Source organism: Vibrio sp. 1069, from assembly GCF_033340555.1.
In genome coordinates this window covers 540,751-556,661 of record NZ_JAWOWP010000002.1, presented here as the reverse complement: position 1 = coordinate 556,661, position 15,911 = coordinate 540,751, and the positions used below count along the sequence as shown (strand labels likewise).

General features: G+C 43.6%; 16 protein-coding genes. 11 read left to right on the top strand and 5 right to left on the bottom strand.

What is annotated here, in order from left to right; all coding sequences use genetic code 11:
• Window positions 1–45: 45 nt before the first annotated feature.
• The 6 genes from R7040_RS05570 (at window position 46) to nirD (ending at window position 7,009) form a co-directional block, all read left to right on the top strand.
• Complete coding sequence (locus R7040_RS05570; RefSeq protein ID WP_226083054.1) at window positions 46–627, top strand: ANTAR domain-containing response regulator; 582 nt, start codon at window positions 46–48, stop codon at window positions 625–627.
• A gap of 265 nt (window positions 628–892) precedes the next feature.
• Window positions 893–2,257 (top strand): CmpA/NrtA family ABC transporter substrate-binding protein, encoded by a 1,365-nt coding sequence (locus R7040_RS05565; RefSeq protein WP_226083051.1) that lies wholly within the window; start codon window positions 893–895, stop codon window positions 2,255–2,257.
• Between the two features lie 72 nt (window positions 2,258–2,329).
• Window positions 2,330–3,295 carry an ABC transporter permease gene (locus R7040_RS05560; protein ID WP_025507436.1) on the top strand — a complete coding sequence of 322 codons (966 nt, stop codon included), beginning with the start codon at window positions 2,330–2,332 and terminating at the stop codon, window positions 3,293–3,295.
• A gap of 11 nt (window positions 3,296–3,306) precedes the next feature.
• On the top strand, window positions 3,307–4,143 hold the full coding sequence (locus R7040_RS05555) for an ABC transporter ATP-binding protein (RefSeq protein WP_213914829.1): 837 nt from the start codon (window positions 3,307–3,309) through the stop codon (window positions 4,141–4,143).
• A gap of 10 nt (window positions 4,144–4,153) precedes the next feature.
• Window positions 4,154–6,673 (top strand): nitrite reductase large subunit NirB, encoded by a 2,520-nt coding sequence (gene nirB, locus R7040_RS05550; protein ID WP_226083048.1) that lies wholly within the window; start codon window positions 4,154–4,156, stop codon window positions 6,671–6,673.
• On the top strand, window positions 6,674–7,009 hold the full coding sequence (gene nirD, locus R7040_RS05545; protein ID WP_318081120.1) for a nitrite reductase small subunit NirD: 336 nt from the start codon (window positions 6,674–6,676) through the stop codon (window positions 7,007–7,009).
• 102 nt (window positions 7,010–7,111) lie between these two features.
• Here the strand turns inward: nirD and R7040_RS05540 are convergent, their stop codons facing one another.
• A complete protein-coding gene (locus tag R7040_RS05540; protein ID WP_318081118.1) occupies window positions 7,112–7,516 on the bottom strand; it encodes a PPC domain-containing DNA-binding protein in 405 nt (134 codons plus the stop codon).
• A gap of 1 nt (window position 7,517) precedes the next feature.
• Window positions 7,518–8,093 (bottom strand): TetR/AcrR family transcriptional regulator, encoded by a 576-nt coding sequence (locus R7040_RS05535; protein ID WP_318081117.1) that lies wholly within the window; start codon window positions 8,091–8,093, stop codon window positions 7,518–7,520.
• Between the two features lie 284 nt (window positions 8,094–8,377).
• Between R7040_RS05535 and R7040_RS05530 the strand changes: the two genes are divergently transcribed.
• The 4 genes from R7040_RS05530 (at window position 8,378) to R7040_RS05515 (ending at window position 11,174) form a co-directional block, all read left to right on the top strand.
• Window positions 8,378–8,992 (top strand): glutathione S-transferase family protein, encoded by a 615-nt coding sequence (locus R7040_RS05530; protein WP_005375905.1) that lies wholly within the window; start codon window positions 8,378–8,380, stop codon window positions 8,990–8,992.
• A 220-nt stretch (window positions 8,993–9,212) separates the two neighbouring features.
• Entirely contained in the window at window positions 9,213–9,473 is a 261-nt protein-coding gene (locus tag R7040_RS05525) for a hypothetical protein (RefSeq protein ID WP_005375908.1), read from the top strand.
• A 29-nt stretch (window positions 9,474–9,502) separates the two neighbouring features.
• The gene (locus R7040_RS05520) at window positions 9,503–10,732 is read left to right on the top strand and encodes a PP2C family protein-serine/threonine phosphatase (protein ID WP_318081116.1); all 1,230 of its coding nucleotides are present in this window, start codon (window positions 9,503–9,505) and stop codon (window positions 10,730–10,732) included.
• Window positions 10,733–10,796: 64 nt separating this feature from the next.
• Window positions 10,797–11,174, top strand: coding sequence for an ATP-binding protein (locus tag R7040_RS05515; RefSeq protein ID WP_246542892.1), 378 nt, complete (start codon window positions 10,797–10,799; stop codon window positions 11,172–11,174).
• Window positions 11,175–11,244: 70 nt separating this feature from the next.
• Here R7040_RS05515 and R7040_RS05510 read toward each other — a convergent pair whose 3' ends face one another.
• The 3 genes from R7040_RS05510 to R7040_RS05500 all read right to left on the bottom strand — a co-directional run bounded on the left by R7040_RS05510 (window position 11,245) and on the right by R7040_RS05500 (window position 14,403).
• The gene (locus R7040_RS05510; RefSeq protein ID WP_025767706.1) at window positions 11,245–11,436 is read right to left on the bottom strand and encodes a hypothetical protein; all 192 of its coding nucleotides are present in this window, start codon (window positions 11,434–11,436) and stop codon (window positions 11,245–11,247) included.
• A 34-nt stretch (window positions 11,437–11,470) separates the two neighbouring features.
• Window positions 11,471–11,806: an Hpt domain-containing protein gene (locus R7040_RS05505; protein ID WP_025767707.1), complete on the bottom strand. Its 336-nt coding sequence runs from the start codon at window positions 11,804–11,806 to the stop codon at window positions 11,471–11,473.
• A gap of 446 nt (window positions 11,807–12,252) precedes the next feature.
• Window positions 12,253–14,403, bottom strand: a complete 2,151-nt coding sequence (locus tag R7040_RS05500) for a serine/threonine-protein kinase (protein ID WP_318081115.1) — start codon at window positions 14,401–14,403, stop codon at window positions 12,253–12,255.
• 312 nt (window positions 14,404–14,715) lie between these two features.
• Here R7040_RS05500 and tagH point away from each other — a divergent pair, with 312 nt between their 5' ends.
• Window positions 14,716–15,909: a type VI secretion system-associated FHA domain protein TagH gene (gene tagH, locus R7040_RS05495; protein ID WP_053307738.1), complete on the top strand. Its 1,194-nt coding sequence runs from the start codon at window positions 14,716–14,718 to the stop codon at window positions 15,907–15,909.
• The last annotated feature ends 2 nt before the right edge of the window (window positions 15,910–15,911 follow it).

Sequence of the window (15,911 nt, the reverse complement as noted above, 5' to 3'; positions counted from 1 at the left end):
TTGTTATGTCTCTCTTAGTGAGTGAGATATAAACAAGGAATGTGCATGACTCAATCAACGTCAAAAACACCCATCATAGTATGCTGTGATAGCCTCCAAGAGCAGGCTCGATTGTCCGGCTTATTGAGCAAAGATTACGACAACATCATCGGCTGCCAATTGGCACAACTAGAAACGTTAATGCAACGAGAACCGTCGGCAAGCGTTGTGGTTGGATGGCAGCAACCAACCGCGGAACTGCGTTTGATCGTCGATTTCTGCCGCAGAAAATCGGCACCACTTCTTATTGTCTTAAAGCAATTATCATCCAATGATATCAATCGTTTATCAGAAAAAATGGACTATGTGCTCATGCCGCACGATAGTGAGTTTGAGCTTCAGCCTTGGATTGAACATGCGACATTAGTGAGAGCGAAATTCGAAAGTATGCAATCGGAAATTGCATCGCTGACCCACAAGATTGAAGAGCGCAAGCTGGTGGAAAAAGCCAAAGGTCTGCTGATGAAGATGCACAGCGTTGATGAAGAACAGGCTTACAAAGCGCTTAGAAATTCAGCTATGCAATCCAGCCAAACGCTCGCACAAGTTGCCAAGAATTTGATAACAACTTTGGAAGTGTTGGATTAGTTGTTCTACCACTTTGGGGTTAGGGTGCGTTTTCTAACGTGGTGCGTGTTGCACTATCAGCAAGCAATAACGGGGAATAACAAACAGCAAGATACGCTAATTTATTGTATTTAAAGTGAAAAATAAGTTGGCACAGTAATTGGATTAGTAGAATTGGGTTTATTGTTGAATCGCTTATCTCAATTATCAACGGCGGTAATTGTAGACTTAGCAACGGCGCTACTGCTCTTCGGAGTAGTGGCGCTTTTTTTATGGGAGCAAACCAATGAAATGGAGTTCGATGCTGAAAGTGTCAGCAATTTCGTTATCGGTATTCACCACGGTCAGCGTAAAGGCAGAGTTGGGTGAGCCAGAAATTGAAGACCTGAAGTTTGGTTTTATTAAGTTAACCGATATGGCACCGCTGGCGGTTGCTTATGAGAAAGGCTTTTTTGAAGACGAAGGCTTGTACGTCACTTTAGAAGCACAAGCAAACTGGAAGGTGCTATTAGACCGAGTCATCGACGGTGAGCTTGCTGGCGCGCACATGCTTGCTGGTCAGCCATTGGGCGCAACGATTGGTGTCGGCACAAAAGCAGAAGTGATTACCGCGTTCAGTATGGATTTGAACGGCAACGCAATCACGGTTTCCAATGATACTTGGGAGCAGATGAAGCAATACATTCCAAAGCAACCAGATGGCAAGCCAGTTCACCCAATCAAAGCGGATGCACTGAAGCCTGTGGTCGACAGCTATCTGGATAAAGGCAAATCGTTCAACATGGGGATGGTGTTCCCTGTATCGACGCACAACTATGAGTTGCGATACTGGTTAGCGGCAGGTGGGATTCATCCAGGTTTTTACGCACCAGACTCAGGCGATAACAGTGGCCAGTTGGATGCTGACGTTCTTTTGAGTGTTACACCGCCACCACAAATGCCAGCAACAATGGAAGCGGGCACGATCAAAGGGTACTGCGTAGGCGAACCATGGAACCAACAAGCCGTATTCAAAGGTATTGGTACGCCAGTCGTGACCGATTACGAGATCTGGAAGAACAACCCAGAGAAAGTGTTTGGTGTTTCCAAAGCTTGGGCTGAGAAGTATCCAAACACGCACATTCGCGTAGTGAAAGCCTTGATTCGAGCGGCACATTGGTTGGATGAAAACGACAATGCCAACCGCCAAGAAGCAGTGAAGATGCTATCAAAAAGCGAATACGTTGGAGCCGATGCCGAAGTTATTGCTAACTCGATGACGGGCACATTTGAATACGAGAAAGGCGACAAACGAGACGTGCCAGACTTCAACGTGTTCTTCCGTCATAACGCCACTTATCCGTATTACAGCGATGCGATTTGGTACCTGACCCAAATGCGTCGCTGGGGACAGATCTCAAGCGAGAAATCCGATGATTGGTACATGGATGTGGCAAAAGAGGTTTACCGACCGGACATTTACCAACAAGCGGCTCAAGCACTGGTTGAAGATGGTGTGTTGAGCAAAAAAGACTTCCCAGATTTTAGTGCTGAAGATGGTTTCCGTGCGCCACAAACACACTTTATTGACAACATCGTTTATGACGGTCGCGAGCCAAATAAATATCTAGAGAAGTTCTCTATCGGGCTTAAAGGAAAAGACAAGGTTTAACCATAACGATAAACGCCACAGGCGAGGGGATTCGCTTGTGGCAACAAGGATGTAAATTTCTTAGGAGTGAGTATGTCTAGTAATGTCATTTCCCTTTTTCCTGCTAAGCAGGTAGTGAACCGAAGTCGGTTGGTACTTTTGCCCGTCATTGGTTTGCTGATCTTTTTGGCAATGTGGCACTTAGCAGCGAGAGAAGTGCAAACCTCATTAGGTACGCTACCGGGGCCTGTGCAAACTTTTCAGCAGTTCAACAACCTTGTCGATGACCATTGGCAAGAGCGAGAAAAGGAACAAGCGTTTATCGAACGTCAGGAAAAACGCAATGCTGCAAAATTAGCCAAAAATCCAGATGCGGAAGTGAAGATTCGTCCTTACACAGGTAAGCCGACGTTCTTCGACCAAATCATAACAAGCCTAGTGACTGTAACTGCCGGCTTTCTGTTGGCGACTGTCATTGCGATTCCACTTGGCATCGTGCTTGGTCTGAATCAAGGGCTGTATCAAGCGTTCAACCCAATCATTCAACTGCTCAAGCCCGTATCACCTTTAGCTTGGCTGCCTATCGTTACCATGGTGGTGAGTGCCACTTACGTGAGTGATGACCCGATGTTTGCTAAGTCGTTCATTAACTCTCTGATCACTGTGGCGCTGTGTAGCTTATGGCCGACGCTGATTAATACCGCTGTGGGTGTAACGAGCGTTGATAAAGACTTAATCAACGTGAGCAAAGTGCTCCAACTTTCGTGGTGGCAGCACATTCGTACCATCGTTTTACCTTCTGCCATTCCAATGATCTTCACCGGTTTACGTCTCTCTTTAGGTATCGCTTGGATGGTATTGATTGCAGCAGAGATGCTCGCGCAGAACCCTGGGTTAGGCAAGTTCGTTTGGGATGAATTCCAGAACGGCAGCTCGGCATCATTGGGTCGTATTATGGTCGCAGTCATCACAATCGGCTTTATTGGATTGATGCTCGATAGAGGCATGTTGCAACTTCAAAAGTGGCTGTCTTGGAATAAACAACAAGCGTTGAGATAAGGGAAAAGATCATGGAAAAAGCATTATTAGATCTAACGCGTTTAGGGATGCGATTCCCAACGCCAGATGGCGAGTTCATCGCGCTTAACAACGTCGATTTACAAATCAATAAAGGCGAGTTTGTATCCCTAATTGGTCACTCTGGCTGTGGTAAATCAACGGTATTGAACTTAGTCGCAGGGCTACACATGCCAACAGACGGCGGCGTGATCGTCGATGGACGAGAAGTAGCTGGACCGGGACCAGACCGCGCAGTGGTGTTCCAAAACCATTCATTATTGCCTTGGCTCACCGTATATCAAAACGTTGAGCTAGCTGTAAAACAAATTGAAGGCAAAAAGGGCAAAGCGTGGATTCAGGAACAAGTGAATCACTACTTGGAGCTGATTCAAATGCAGCATGCCGCGCACAAAAAGCCGGATGAAATCTCGGGTGGTATGAAGCAGCGAGTCGGCATTGCGAGAGCACTGGCACTTCAACCAAAGGTTTTATTGATGGATGAACCATTTGGCGCGTTGGATGCGTTAACTCGTGCGCATTTACAGGATGCACTGATGAAGATTCAAGCCGAGTTAAACAATACCGTCATCATGATTACCCACGACGTGGATGAAGCGGTGCTGCTATCCGACAAAATCGTGATGATGACTAACGGTCCGGCAGCGACCATTGGTGAAGTGTTGGAAGTGAATCTACCGCGTCCTCGCGAGCGTGTCGCACTGGCAGATGATGCGCAGTATCAGAAGTGTCGACAAGCGGTGCTGAAGTTCCTTTACGAGAAGCAATCCAAAGTCGAGATTCCTGCTTCGAAAGAAGGCAAGCCCAAAACCGCAGCGCAAACGGCATAAGGAGGCAGTGATGAATAGTCCTTTAACGATTCCAGTAAAGAACGCATTAAGCCACATTGTTGTGGTAGGTAACGGTATGGTCGGGCAACACCTTGTCGAGCAATTGGTGCAGAAAAATGCACATTTGGAGCACCGAATTACCGTGATTGGTGCAGAGCGCTTTATCGCGTATGACCGTGTACAACTTTCTTCTTTATTTGCGGGTAAGTCTCATGATGATTTGATGCTGAGTAACCAAGAATGGTACGACATGCATGGCATCCAACTCGTACTTGGCAGCCAAGTAACAGGCATCGACAGAGAGCAAAAGCGTATTCTGCTTGATGGTGAAGATGTGCTGGGTTACGACCAACTCGTGCTCGCGACCGGTTCTTACCCGTTTGTGCCTCCAATTGAAGGTAAAGACCGAGACAATGTGTTTGTCTACCGCACGCTTGATGACCTTTCACAAATCAAAAAGGCATGTGAAGGCGCAAGAACAGGCGCAGTGATTGGTGGCGGCTTGTTGGGTTTAGAAGCGGCAAATGCACTCAAACTATTGGGGCTAGAAACTCACGTCATTGAGTTTGCACCTCGCCTGATGCCCGTACAGTTAGATGATGGTGCTGGCTTAGTGCTAAAAGAGAAGATTGAAGCGCTAGGGCTAACCGTTCACACCTCAACGGGTACGGAACGAATCTGCGATGGTGAAACGGCTAAGCATCGCATGGTGTTTAAAGACAAAGATCCTCTCGAAGTGGATGTGATTGTCTTTTCCGCAGGTATTCGCCCTCAAGATGAGTTGGCAAGGCTGGCTGAGCTAGAAATAGGCGAGCGAGGCGGCATTGTGATTAATAACCAATGCCAAACCAGCGATGAGAACATATACGCGATTGGCGAATGTGCCCTTTGGGAGCAGAAGATCTTTGGTTTGGTCGCACCCGGTTACACCATGGCGAGAACCACTGCCGATGTCTTGACTGGTATGCCAAGCGAAGGTTTTAAAGGCGCAGACATGAGCACCAAGCTCAAGCTACTTGGGGTGGATGTGGCGTCTATCGGCGATGCACAAATGCAAACCGAAGGTGCTCAAGAAATGGTCTTGCAAGATGCGGTCGCAGGCATCTACAAAAAGCTGGTAGTTGATGCGAGTGGCACTCAATTGCTTGGTGCGATTCTCGTTGGTGACAACAGCGACTACGATGCGCTCTTACAGTGTTATTTGAACAAAACAGTCCTGCCAGACCACGCGGCGAACCTGCTGTTTGATACCGGAATGCTGGACGGAGAGATGCCAGACAGCGCCATCATCTGTTCTTGTCACAACGTCACAAAAGGCGACTTAGTTGCCGAGATTCAAGCTGGCACCACCAACCTGACGGACCTTAAAGCGAACACCAAAGCCGGTACTGGCTGTGGTGGCTGTAGCAATATGGTGAAGTCGGTATTGGATACTCAATTGGCAGCTATGGGGGTAGAGGTTAACAACCACCTTTGTGAGCACTTTGAGTTAAGTCGCCAAGAGATGTTTCATATTTGCCAAGTGGAACAGATCAAAGACTTCGATACCTTAATTGCACTGCATGGCAAAGGGCATGGGTGTGATATTTGTAAGCCAACAGCGGCATCTGTGTTTGCTTCTTTGTGGAATGAACACATCATGGAGCCTCAACATCAATCTCTGCAAGATTCTAACGATGCCTTTATGGCAAACCTGCAAAAAGATGGCTCTTACTCAATTGTACCTCGTGTTCCGGGCGGCGAAATTACACCAGACAAACTCATCGTGCTAGGCGAAGTTGCTCAGCAATACGATCTGTACACCAAAATCACTGGCGGTCAGCGCGTGGATTTATTTGGCGCGCAGTTAGAACAGCTTCCTGAAATCTGGCAAACCTTAATTGATGCTGGTTTTGAAACAGGGCATGCCTACGGTAAATCGGTGCGCACCGTGAAATCTTGCGTCGGCTCTACTTGGTGTCGCTATGGTGTTGATGACTCGGTCGGATTAGCTATTGAGTTAGAGAGCCGCTACAAAGGATTGCGAGCGCCCCATAAGCTTAAGTTTGCCGTATCGGGCTGTACTCGCGAGTGTGCAGAAGCGCAAAGTAAAGACATTGGGGTGATCGCCACCGAAAACGGCTGGAATCTATACGTTTGTGGTAATGGCGGCATGAGACCACGACACGCTGATTTGTTTGCATCCGACCTATCCAAATCAGAGTTGATCACCATGATCGACCGAGTATTGATGTTCTACGTCAGCACCGCAGATCGCTTGCAGCGTACGTCGGTGTGGATGGAGAACATGGAAGGGGGCTTAGATTACCTTAAACAAGTGATTTTGGATGACTCTCTCAACCTATGTGACTCTTTGGATGAACAAATGGCACGAGTCGTAGATACCTATCAGTGTGAGTGGAAGAGCACGTTGGATAATCCTCAAAAATTGCAACGCTTCCGTCCTTTCTTGAACAGCACGTCGGGCAGCAAAGTCTTGCCGTACCAACGTGTACGCGGTCAGCGTATTCCAGTGAAACAGGAGGTGTAAATGGCTGCTTTAACCAAAGTGAAATTGTGTCAGCTTGATGACCTAATGCCGTTCATCGGTGCCACTGTATTGATTGAAGGCGAGCATGTCGCGTTATTCTACATTCCTGATAACGGTGTTTACGCCGTTCAAGATTGGGACCCAATTGGCAAGGCTTATGTGATGAGTCGAGGGATTGTCGGTGATATTGATGGTGAGATGTGTGTTGCATCGCCACTGTACAAACAGCATTTCAGTTTAAAGAGTGGGCAGTGTTTGGAAGACGAAGCGCACAGTCTAAAAACGTGGCAAGTAACGGCCGACGATAATCAGGTTTGTTACTTAGTCGAAGAATGATCTTCGAAGTTCTTTAGTTTGCTCGATATGAGTAAATTCTTAGCGTAAGAGACAAGCGAATAAAGCTCCAGAGACAGCACAGTATGGCTCTGGAGCTTTTTGCTATTTGGAAGGATTCACTTGGAGTTCGGTATAGCCAGTCGAGTCGTCCATCGCTCTAGTGAACTCAAGTTCTGAGCACGAATGGATGATCAACTCTGCGGTAGTATCAATCACTGTGCCTTCCAGCAAATGCCCACCCCAGACTTGTCCTTCACGATCAGACACTGAGATATGAACGTGCTGATGCTCAGGTGTTAGTGTTCCCATCACAGAGACGATTTCAAATGGCTCTTGTTTGGTTAACGTACTCTCTGCACCTGCCAAACGAAGGTTGAGGTGAGAGACACAGCCAACGCATGAGGCAATCGAGCCTGCTTTGATACCATGCTGCTCGACCAATTTCGCAAGGCTCAGCTTTAAGTCCATACCTTTGGTAAGACGTACTGCTATCACTTCAATCGACATGTCACTTCCTAATCAAAACCAGCAAGCAGGAAAGCGCGGTATCCAAATCGGCATAACGTTTGGCTTTGCCAAGTACGCGCATACCTTGCATGTTGTTGAGAACAAAACGAGCAAGCTCTTCTGGTTTCAACGTTTTCGGCACTAAGGTTTCTTTTTGCGCATTAGTCAGCGCATCTACAATGATGTCGATAAGATGGTCAAACAAAAAATGCCCTTTGCGCAGTACGTCGTCGTCTTCGCCAGCGTGCTCAATCAACGCATTTTGAATAAAGCACCCACAGTTGCGTTTACGTTGCAGCTCAGCAAAAGATTTAAGGAACGATTCCAACTCAGGTAAAGACGCGTCGTCTTTTTCCAAATCATTCAGTGACGGTAGCGAGACCTTTTTCAAGTAGGTATCGAGCGCTTCGTAGTAGAGCTGTTGCTTGTCACCATAGGTGTTGTAAAGACTGAAGCGGTTGATGTTCAACTCGTCGGTGAGATCCGAGATGGACGTGTTCGCAAAGCCCTTGCGCCAAAACACATCCATAGCCACGAGAAGCTTTTCATCTCGGTCGAAGTTGGCTTTTCTTGCCATAAATTACCTGCCTGGGTCTGCTTATCGGGTAATTAAATTGCTTTGGAGGGATGGTACAGAGAACCTCTAGCGTTCGAACTGAACCAATATGATGAATACCCATCTATGCTTGGGTATCAGCCTCCAAATTCATGTGAACTCACAAACGGCATCAAAAATCTCGCTCAGCAAACAGACCCACAACTGTTTGAAAATTTTTGATAGTGAAGTTCTTGACTGATCGTTTATAAACTGGCTACAGTATATCCTAACCAATCGGTTAGAAAAAGATAAAAGGATGTGAAATGAAGCTCTATGAAACCGCAATGACTCCAAGTTGTAAGCGAGTTAGCATTTTTCTAAAGGAAATCGGTGGCGAGGTTGAGCGAATTGCGCTGAACGTTCGTGAGGGCGATAACCTATCTGAACCGTTTAAATCGAAAAGCGTGAACGGCAAAGTGCCTTTACTGGAACTGGATGACGGCACGACGATCTGTGAAAGCGTGGCGATTTGTCGCTACCTAGATGAAGCGTTTGAAAATGATCTGGCGCTGTTTGGTGCAAACCAGCTCGAACGTGCTCAGGTGGAAATGTGGCATCGTGTGGTGGAGTTCCAAGGACTAAATGCGGCATTTCAGGCGTTTCGAAACATGACCGGAGTTTATGGAGACAGAGAACGTTGTGTTGAAGCATGGGGCGAAGAATCAAAACAACGCGTCTACGAATTTCTGCCTGTCTTAGACAAGCGTCTTGAACATAATGATTTTATCGCCGTAGACCATTTTACTATCGTCGATATAACAGGCTTTATTTTGATCAGTTTCGCAATTAAAGGCCTAGAAATTGATGTGCTATCGACGTCGCCAAACATTGCTCGATGGTATAACCAAATTTTAGCTAGACCTGCATTTCAGAGTTAATGTATTGCAGCGAGTGGATGATAGCTCGCTGCTACCACCTTACCGATTCTTAACTCAGCAGGATATTCAAATTTTTTCAGATTTTTCTTATTTTTTCTCCTATCGCCTATAATTGGAAAAACAACCTCAATTTGCTTCGTTGCGTTTTAGAGCCTTGAGCTCTTGGTCCGTAGACGCTCTCTTTCACCATGGAAAGTCTAATAATAGACAAGGAGAGGTCATGAATATTCAAGTGAAAACTATCAATAATATTCTAATCGCCCTGTTAATGGTTTCGGTTTTTGGTCTATTCGCACTGTACCTCAATTACACACAGCAGAATGAACAGATTGAAAGGCTGCAAAGTCAGTTAATCGAAAAAGAGCATCAGATACTAATTTCTAATGAAGCGTTGTCTTACACTCGATATCAACACCAATTATTAGCCGAAGACTACAGCCGTTTTAGAAATGAGCAGTCAGTGACTAGTGTTTTGCGTTAGCCAGTATAGCAACCACTTTAAGGAGGCAGATGAAACCCATTCTTTTGGTCGATGACAGTAAAACAGTACTGCTTTACATCAGCAGTGCATTGGAAAAGCAAGGCTATGAAGTGCTTGCTGTTGAAGACGGACGAGCGGCGCTCGAAGTGCTAACCCACCGCCCTGATATTCAGTTTGTGCTGAGTGATTTAATGATGCCTGGAATTAATGGTATTGAATTGTGTCGCCAATTAAAATCTAAAGTTAGCGAACGTTACATTTTTTTTGTTCTACTGTCTTCTAGAAATGACCAAAGTTCGATCGTGAAAGGCATTGATGCTGGCGCAGATGATTTCGTAGATAAGAAGACGTCTGTAGAGGAACTTCAGGCCAGAATCCGTGCGGGGTTTCGTACTTTAGAACTGCACAACAAACTCGTTGAGAGAAATAAAGAGCTAGATGCGGCCTACCAAACAATTCACCAAGACCTGCAGTCTGCGAGTCAACTGATGGAGCAACTACTCCCTGCTGAATCAACTATTCAGAATGTAAATTTTAGCTATGTCTACAAACCATGCTCCCAGATTGGTGGTGATATGTTGGGGTATTTGGAGCTCGATGAACACCATGTTGCGTTTTATGTATGTGATGTTTCTGGTCATGGTATTTCTTCAGCTTTGATGGCTTTTTCTATTCAACAGACACTATCTCAAAGTCAGGGGCCTGATTCGATCACGATGGAGTTGAGAGATGACGGCTATTGCGTAAGTGAGCCAGCATCTGTGATTGAACGGCTAAATCGGCGTTATCAGCAAACTAGAAACAGTCAACTTTACTTTACTATGGCTTACGCCATTCTTAACACAAAATCAGGGCGACTTAGCTATTGCACGGCTGGCCACCCCAGGATCTTAGTTTGGCGAGCGAGTACGAAAACGATGGAACAGATAGGTGACGATAACTTTATCGTTGGTGCAATGCAGCCGATGGAATATAGCGGTAACCAAATTAGTCTAGATGAGGGCGATGCATTGTGGCTTTATTCGGATGGTTTGATTGAAGCGAGGCAGGGTGAGGAGATGTTTTCACTACAACGATTGGCATCGAGTATAAAAGCTGTTTGCACGCTGCCAGTTGAAGATCAAGTGGGAGACGTCTTTAAAAAAGTACAATCTTGGCACAACGAAGATGAGTTTGATGATGATGCCAGCCTTTTACAGGTAAAATGGCATGGTGAGAGGCTCGATTTTAAGGAAAAGAATGTCAAAGAGCGAATTTAAACGAACTTACGGGAGCTCCCTTACTCACTCACGAAGTGCGAGCAAAGACGTTGTTCGGTTTTTGATGGGTCATCAAATCCCCTTAAATGCAATTCAATCATTGGAGCTTTGTGTCGTTGAGCTCATGAATAACGCTTATATTCATTCTTACAGTGAAATAGAAGGCCAGCCAATTGAAGTGGAGTGTAGGGTTGGGGATGACCAAGTGTCCGGTTTCGTGGAACTTAGAGTCTCTGATTGCGGAGCGCCGATCAATGAAAAGACGTTCATCCAACATAAAAATAAACAGATTGAGGCACCTAACTTAATGGATGACGATAGTTGGTCCTCCTCTGGTCGCGGACTGATGTTAGTCGCTCAATTATCTGACCTGTTTAAATTGGAAAAAGGTTTCGAAAACAATACGTTTGTTGTAGTGAAAAGGAATTGGGAGAGAAACTAACAACCAAGCAAAGTCGATTTGCTTCACTTGGTCCCTAGCGTTAATCTGACGGTGGCGTTGTATATCATTGTTATTTTGTATTCGTTGTTGGTGCTGGTGATAGTAACGCCTCCAACTCTTCTGGTGTTAGGATATCACTGATGTTTAACATATTACTTTCATCATCTAGCGCCATCTTTGTACGGCTAAGTAAGTACCTTTTTTGAGTTGGTGTTAGGTCTTTGAGAGACTCAATCAACTCCCTGAAATTGCTATTATTCATTGCCATATTTCCCCCAGTTAAGCCTTGAATTTCTTTATTGCATATTCTTCAAGTAAGCGAAGATTTGTTGATTAATTGCAGCTAGCTCTTTAGTAACTATAGCTATATCTGAGCTATCTGGCGCTGTATCGTTTCTGGTTTTTTCTTCTATTCTTTGAAACGCAATGACCGCGGTGTCTTCTCCGAAACTCTCTAGAATGCCTTTTAAACTATGAGCTAATAGATAGAGTTCTGACCAACATCTGCTTGCATATAGCTCATCTATACGCTCTATATCATTCGTGTGATCTTCAAGGTATGTAGAAAAAACAGTGACGATCAGATCTACGTCGTTATCCATGTATGTATTGAGAACATCAAAATTAATCATGTATACCCCTATTAAACGTTGAGGTAGAGGAATGTTTCGGATAATGAAGGCTTAGCCGAAGGTATGAATGGCATAACCAGTATTTGAGCAGAAATAGTTTGCTTGTCGCTTGAGATAAACTTACAAAAAGAAAGTCATTGTTAAAGATATTTTGACTTATATCCAAACGGCAATGGTCGAAATGTAGGGATGAAAAAACTTCAACTCGCGTGTTTTTAACACAAGTAGCAAAGGGGATGTTTCCAAGTAAAACGCCGAGTCGGTAAGTGTCTTGCAGTCCTAGTTTAAGGCTATCGTTACATACGGACGCCAGACGTTCGCCAACTTTGACTATTCCTTCAGTCAAGGCTAACTCTCCTCATTAAGTACAAGTATAAATTAGCAATCTAGTTGCATATTGGCAAGTAATCTACGGCAAAAAAGGGACTCGCGTCCCTTTTGTATTACTAGCTTTGCTTAGAGTCCTGTTCTATTTGCTTCATAAGCTCGTTGGCTTTCTTCATAGCGCGTCTTGCGCTTGAAGTCCTTCGCTTATTAAGCAATATATCGGAGAAGCGTAAGTATTTATCAGCAGTTTTGAATCTTAAATCGTTAACATCCTGAAAACCAATAGGAAAGTTTTTCGAGAACAGATCCACATCCTTCACCAAGTTATCGAGATGAGTTGTCGTCCTTGCCTTTTCTAGGCGAGAATAAAAGTTTTCAAACTCTTCTTGGAACAGGATTCTAGCGGCATCTTCTGGAAACGGTAGAGGGCTGTTGGAATCTAGCGCTGTCTCATATAATTTCATTTCCAGCACTGCATCTTTCATCGCATTACTTATCTGTAAGTTCTCTTGATGCTCTTTTACGTTTGAAAAGAAGGTGTTCCCAACCTTAATAAGAGCAACAAGTGCAGCTGCGTCTTTCTTTTTGAGTGCTTCAGTGAGGTGCTGACCGAAAACATCGCTAGATAACGAACTTGGCGTGAAAGGATAACCTTGATGAATCTGATTTAACTCATCCTTGAGCTCATAGATGGATTTACTGCCGTCTTCTTTACTGTACCGAGACTTTTCAAGTTGACTGTTGATTTGCCTTGCTATCGAAAGTAACGTGGAGTGCTTGCTTGACTGAATATCTAAGGCAAGAACTTCTATTTTATGTGAGTCAGGGTAGTAGGTTTTTGCTTTATCAAGTATGGACTCAATTTCATCATAATTCGGGTAGTTGTTGGCATCAGAATTCAAAACCTGATCAATTTCAGATTCAAACTCGCTGAGAATATAGGTCTTGTGTAATCGTAATAAGCCAGCCTTAACGACTGGATGTAAGCTTTTTTCACTATCAATCAGTGCCAAACTTTTTTCTTCTGGCGTATCAAGCTGCCACTCTTGTCCGGCAATTTGATCATTTTGCTTGCTAATAACGGTTTCCAAATTGGCGATGGTTTCTTGTTGCTGCTGATAACCAAATACAATGCCGCTAACTAATAATATACTCGCTGCCGCGCCGCTAGCGATAGGCCAATAGCGCATATTCAATTTGCGTTTCAACTGCTCAGGGGTCAGCTCGTTCGGAATGATGCCAGTTGAAAATACGCTTGAAAATATTGGCCACTTAGATGCAGGCATGTTAGTTGGTTTAGAGACCTTGATCTTCTTTTTGAGAGCTTCATTAACTGGAGTTCTTGCGTAAGGGTGTTTGCAACTCAATAACTCATAAGCAATACAAAATAGAGCAAACATATCGTCGCTTAAGTTCGGTTCCTTACCGGATAACAGGTTGAGTGATGCATAGTTGGGAGTATAACCAAGCGTTTCAACATTTTCGGATTTACGTTTAGCCGCATATTGATCCTGCTTTAATTGATGTGTTTTAGATACACCAAAATCAAGCAGCTTAACGTTACCCTCAGACGTTAAAATCACATTAGCGGGCTTTAGGTCGGCGTGCACTACACCAAGAGAGTGAGCATATGAGAGTGCATCGAGTACCTGATTTAGGATTGATAAAGTTGCATTAAACTTCAGCCCATGGGGCCTAGAACGCTGTATTAAACTCTCTAATGTTTCTCCGTTAATATACTCCATAACTAAAAAGTATATTTCGCCATCAACACCAAAATCAAAAACCCTAATGATATTAGGGTGGCTTAACCTTTGAGTTTGTTGAGCTTCACGTATTAACATGCGTGCAGTCTCTGGTTGAGAAGCAAACTCTTTCTGTAATATTTTTAACGCAACGTAGGGTGTTTCTGAACCTGAAGATTCAAGAATCTTATCTTTAGCTAAGTAAACATCGCAAAGCCCACCATGCCCAATAACCGACTCAATTTCATACCGATTTTTAACGGTCGTTCCTATTAAGCTTTTGTTAATAACATCTTTGTTATTATTTAATGAGTCATCTTTATTGTTTTTTTTCTTATTAACTAACGGAGTGTTTTCTTTTTGAGACAGTTTTGTATTTGTTTCATTTTTATTTTTAACGGAGGTTTCATTATTAGTGAGTTTAGTTGTTTTAATTGCATTGTCTCGTTTTTGAGTCTTTACAATTTTAGTTTTATCTCCGCTTTCTTCGTTATTTATAGAATTGTTTTTATTACTGTCTTCCATCACAAGAACTCCGTATAAATGATGGGGGAATATATACCTTTCTGCTCAATGAAAAGTCATTATGTTAGAATTTCTCGGCCAAACTAACATTCGTTTTTTTATTGATGAAAGTCTAAGTGTCAAAAATTTGAACTTGGTTGGATAATTAAAATTGTTGAACAATACGTGATTGCTTTGATAAAAAAATGATTCATTATTCCGTGCATGATTTTCAATGGCAGTATTAAGGTTTTTATTAATCTTACTGTTAATAAGAAAGCAGTTAATAATAAAATTAAAAATAATATCTAGCAGGTCTTTGGCGAGGTTTACATGAAGTTGGTTTTAACCATAACAAGTTTTCACAAATTTACTCCAGAGATTGAGAGTGAGTTCGTGTTTGAATCAAGTGATGAACATGCCAAGGTTACATTTGGTAGGTCTGAACAATGTGATTGGACACTACCAGATCCTGAAAGAGTGGTATCCGGAACCCACGGAGAACTGATTAAGTTTGGTGACAAATACTTGATAAAAGACCTCTCAACTAATGGTACTTTTGTAAATAATGCTGTAACTCCTGTGGGTCAAGGAAATGAAATAGCACTAAGCAATGACGATATGGTTAGCTTAGGGGATTATCAAATTTCAGTTTCTGTTCAAACAGATACAGATGTATTCAGCCTTGAGACAAGTAAAAGTCTTTCTAGCGCCCCCCCTGAAGTAGTCTCAAGTCCATCGGAAGAGGAATTTGTTGACCTAGGCCTTAGTGCTAGTGAACTCTTAAACGAAAGTGTTCCTTCTGACTTTCAGCTAGATATTGGTTTAGTCGATGATTTTATTGATATCCCAAAGCCCGAAAAACAGAGCACCGTATCTGAAACTTTACCGAAAGTTAACCGACAATCAGAACACCTATCGACTCCCAACTTTGATACCAATGGGGGTGAACTTGCGGCTTTTGTTAGAGGGGTGGGTATAGATCCAATGATGATTCCCAGCGATAACCGAGAGGAATGGTTTGAACAACTGGGGGAGTCATTTTCTTTGATGCTAGTTGGTTTAATGGAAACACTGCATAACAGAGCGGTGTTTAAGCAAACAAATCGACTTAGTCATACCGCATTTCGTAAGTCAGAAAATAACCCTTTAAAGTTTTCTGCAAACTTAGAAGATGCGATTCATAACTTATATAACCGTCAAACTGCTAGCTTCTTAAAGCCAAATGCAGCCATTAAAGAAGCATTTAATGACATCGAAAGTCATGAGCAAGCCTTAATGAAAGGTGTTGAAGGTACGGTTTCGAGTGTTATGTCACTTGTTGAACCTACTTCTATATACTCAGATGCTTTAGCGAAAGACACGGTTATCAATAAGGTTATTCCAGCTAGAAAATATGCTCAAAGTTGGAAGAGGTTTGAGGATATTCATGAAAAGTTATCCGATGATATTATCAATAAAGAGTCTCCGTTCTATTTAGAAGACTTCGCTAAGCACTATGAATTAGCATTAAAAAACAAAGGCTAGGA